Genomic DNA, 3,731 nt, shown 5'->3' with positions numbered 1-3,731 from the left:
TTACGGCATCGTCAAGCAATCGGGCGGCTTCATCTTCGTGGATAGCGAGGTTGGAAAGGGCAGCTGCTTTACCCTGTATTTTCCGGCGCGGCAGGGTCATGTGACCGTCGCCAAGCCGCGGCCGGACGACCTGATCCCGATGCCGGACATGCCGGTTCCGGTGAGGCCCGCCAAGCCGCCGATCAGCCCCGACACAGCGCAAGGCGGCGAGGGGGCGATCCTGTTGGTCGAGGACGAGGCGCCGGTCCGGGCCTTTGCCTCGCGCGCGCTGCGGATGCGCGGCTATACGGTGCTTGAGGCCGAAAGCGCCGAGGACGCGCTGGAACTGCTGCGCAATGTCCGGGTCGATATCAATGTCTTTGTCACCGATGTCGTCATGCCCGGCATGGATGGCCCGACTTGGGTGCGGCAGGCGCTGCGCGACCGGCCCGAGGCCCGCGTCGTGTTCATGTCGGGCTATGCCGAAGAAGATTTTGCCGAAACTCAGGCGCGGATCCCGAATTCAGTGTTCCTGCCCAAGCCGTTTTCGCTGAACGAACTGGTGGCGACGGTGCGCGCTCAGGTGTCCGGCCCGGAATAGGGGCGCCCCAGCGTGACCGCCTGATGCAAATCGAAATCCGCCGCGTGGTCCCGGCGCAAGCGGTCCTCAAGCTCGGGTGACAGTCGGCTGGGCGTTCTGTCGGGCGAACGATTCACCTGCGGCGGCGGCGGCACGTCAAAACCCAGGCTCTGGGCCAGAAAGCCCCGCAATCCAACCTGATCCTCGTAGGGGAACAGGTGGTCGGTGATGACATGGCCACGGTCATTGCTGACAAAACGGAACTGGCTGCCGACATTGGCCCAGGCTGGTTGGACCTCGGCCAGATAGCCGTCAACGAAATCGTCAAAGCTAAGCGTGGCGGTCGAATTCGGATGGCCGTTCAATTCGGGCCGCCGACGATACCGATACCAACTGCCCAACCAGTCCACAGGTTCGCGAATCACAGCGAGGGTTTTCAGCGATTTTCCGGTGCCCGGACCCAGCAAGGGCGCGAATTTACGGCGAAATTTCTGCGCCGACATATGTTTGACCGAGGTCGGATGCCGCATCACAATATCCGCCTGCTGACCCAGCGCCGCCTCATAGGCCTGCGTCCCGGTTTTCGGGACCGCAAGAAACACCAGACGCGCCTTCCAAAACACCATCATTTCAAGCTTCCCGTCGCAATTTCGTTTCGCCTCAGCGTTGTAAACTACTCTTTAACCGTTTTGGAAAGAACATGCTGTTTAGAGAAAACTGTTGAAATGTTCTCTTTTTGATCTCATACACATGAGAACAAGAGGCGAACACGAGCATCATTGCCGCCCGTCACCGGGTGTGAAATAAGGACGACAGAAATGGCCACAGCGGATCTTTTGAGCATGAGCGACAAGCGCAACGCGGACAAACAAAAGGCGCTGGACAGCGCCCTGGCCCAGATCGAGCGACAGTTCGGCAAGGGATCGATCATGAAGCTGGGTGGCGATAATCCAGTGGCCGAGATCGAGTCGACCTCGACCGGGTCGCTGGGTCTGGACATCGCACTGGGGATCGGTGGCTTGCCCAAGGGCCGGATCATCGAGATTTACGGGCCGGAAAGCTCGGGCAAGACCACGCTGACCCTGCATTGCATCGCCGAGGAACAGAAAAAAGGCGGCGTTTGCGCCTTTGTCGACGCCGAACACGCGCTGGACCCGCTTTATGCCAGAAAGCTGGGCGTCGATCTGGATGAGTTGCTGATCAGCCAGCCCGATACCGGCGAACAGGCGTTGGAAATCGTCGATACGCTGGTTCGCTCGGGCGCGGTCAGCATGGTTGTTATCGACTCGGTTGCCGCGCTGACCCCGAAATCCGAACTGGAAGGCGATATGGGCGACAGCAGCGTCGGCGTTCACGCCCGGCTGATGAGCCAGGCGATGCGCAAGCTGACCGGTTCGATCTCGCGCAGCAAATGCACCGTGGTGTTCATCAACCAGATTCGGATGAAAATCGGCGTGATGTTCGGCAGCCCCGAAACCACGACCGGCGGCAATGCGCTGAAATTCTATAGCTCAGTGCGTCTGGATATTCGCCGCATCGGCGCGATCAAGGACCGGGACGAGGTTGTCGGCAACGCCACCCGCGTCAAAGTGGTCAAGAACAAGGTGGCGCCGCCGTTCAAACAGGTCGAATTCGATATCATGTATGGCGAAGGCATCTCGAAAACCGGCGAATTGCTGGATTTGGGCGTCAAGGCCGGGGTCGTCGACAAGTCGGGCGCATGGTTCAGCTATGGCGACGAGCGGATCGGGCAGGGGCGTGAAAATGCCAAAACCTATCTGAAAGAAAACCCGGCCACTGCTTTGGCGATCGAAGATAAAATTCGCGCCGCGCATGGGCTGGAATTCGACATGGGCGCTTCGGACGAGGATGATATCCTCGAAGCCTGAGCCGCGATGGTGAAAACCTATAAAAAGGCCGTGCGCAGCCGCGTGCGGCCTTTAGCTTGCGGTGGACAGGGGGGCGGCGCGGCGATAAACGGGATTGATCCGTTTTGCTTTGCCTGAAAGGCCCGAAATATGCCGAGCTTGAACGACATCCGTTCGACTTTTCTGAACTTCTTTGAACGGAACGGCCACACGGTGGTCGAAAGCTCTCCGTTGGTTCCCCGCAACGACCCGACCCTGATGTTTACCAACTCGGGCATGGTGCAGTTCAAGAACTGTTTCACCGGGGTCGAAACCCGCGATTACACCCGCGCCACCTCGTCGCAGAAATGCGTGCGCGCCGGCGGCAAGCATAACGATCTGGACAATGTCGGCTATACGGCGCGGCACCATACGTTCTTTGAAATGCTGGGGAATTTCAGCTTTGGCGACTATTTCAAGTCCGAAGCCATCCCCTATGCCTGGGAATTGTTGACCAAGGATTTCGGCATCAACAAGGACCGGCTTCTGGTCACGGTTTACCATACCGATGATGAGGCGGCCTCGATCTGGAAAAAGGTCGCGGGCCTGTCGGATGACCGCATCATCCGCATCCCGACCTCGGACAATTTCTGGCAGATGGGCCCGACCGGTCCCTGCGGCCCCTGCACCGAAATTTTCTATGACCACGGCGACCATATCTGGGGCGGCCCTCCGGGCAGCGCCGACGAGGATGGCGACCGGTTTATCGAAATCTGGAACGTCGTATTCATGCAGAACGAGCAGTTCGAGGATGGCTCGATGCGTGATCTGGACATGCAGTCGATCGACACCGGCATGGGGCTGGAACGGATCGGCGCGCTGTTGCAGGGCAAGCACGACAATTACGACACCGACACGATGCGCGCCCTGATCGAGGCCAGCGCCAACGCCACCTCGTCCGACCCCGACGGCCCGCAGAACGTGCATCACCGAGTGGTCGCCGATCACCTGCGCTCGACAAGCTTCCTGATCGCCGACGGCGTGATGCCCTCGAACGAGGGCCGCGGCTATGTCCTGCGCCGGATCATGCGCCGCGCGATGCGGCATGCGCACCTGGCCGGCGCCAAGGACCCGGTGATGCACCGCCTGGTGCCGACGCTGGTGGCCGAGATGGGCCAGGCCTATCCCGAGCTCGGCCGCGCCCAGGCGCTGATTTCCGAGACGCTGAAGCTTGAGGAGGAACGCTTTCTCAACACGCTCGAGCGCGGGCTCCGGCTGCTCGACGACGAGCTCGCCAAGCTGCCCGACGGCGCGGCGCTGCCCGG

At 60.6% G+C, this 3,731-nt stretch carries 4 protein-coding genes; 3 read left to right on the top strand and 1 reads right to left on the bottom strand.

Annotation, left to right across the window (positions count from 1 at the left end):
- Positions 1-580, top strand: a 580-nt coding sequence (locus ABYW26_RS11915) for a response regulator (RefSeq protein ID WP_372605113.1), incomplete at its 5' end; no start/stop codon positions are given.
- Here the strand turns inward: ABYW26_RS11915 and ABYW26_RS11910 are convergent.
- Positions 559-1,188, bottom strand: a complete 630-nt coding sequence (locus ABYW26_RS11910) for a gamma-glutamyl kinase (RefSeq protein ID WP_372605112.1) — start codon at positions 1,186-1,188, stop codon at positions 559-561. The two genes, ABYW26_RS11915 and ABYW26_RS11910, sit on opposite strands and share 22 nt — an antisense overlap.
- Positions 1,189-1,377: 189 nt before the next feature.
- Between ABYW26_RS11910 and recA the strand changes: the two genes are divergently transcribed.
- Together recA and alaS are read left to right on the top strand one after the other, a co-directional pair.
- Entirely contained in the window at positions 1,378-2,448 is a 1,071-nt protein-coding gene (recA, locus tag ABYW26_RS11905; RefSeq protein ID WP_372605110.1) for a recombinase RecA, read from the top strand.
- A gap of 129 nt (positions 2,449-2,577) precedes the next feature.
- The coding region (gene alaS, locus ABYW26_RS11900; protein ID WP_372605109.1) for an alanine--tRNA ligase at positions 2,578-3,731 on the top strand (1,154 nt) is incomplete at its 3' end.

Source organism: Actibacterium sp., from assembly GCF_041584535.1.
Taxonomy (GTDB): Bacteria; Pseudomonadota; Alphaproteobacteria; order Rhodobacterales; family Rhodobacteraceae; genus Actibacterium_D.
The sequence above is the reverse complement of the archived record's forward strand: the minus strand, read 5'-3'. Positions and strand labels throughout refer to the sequence as shown.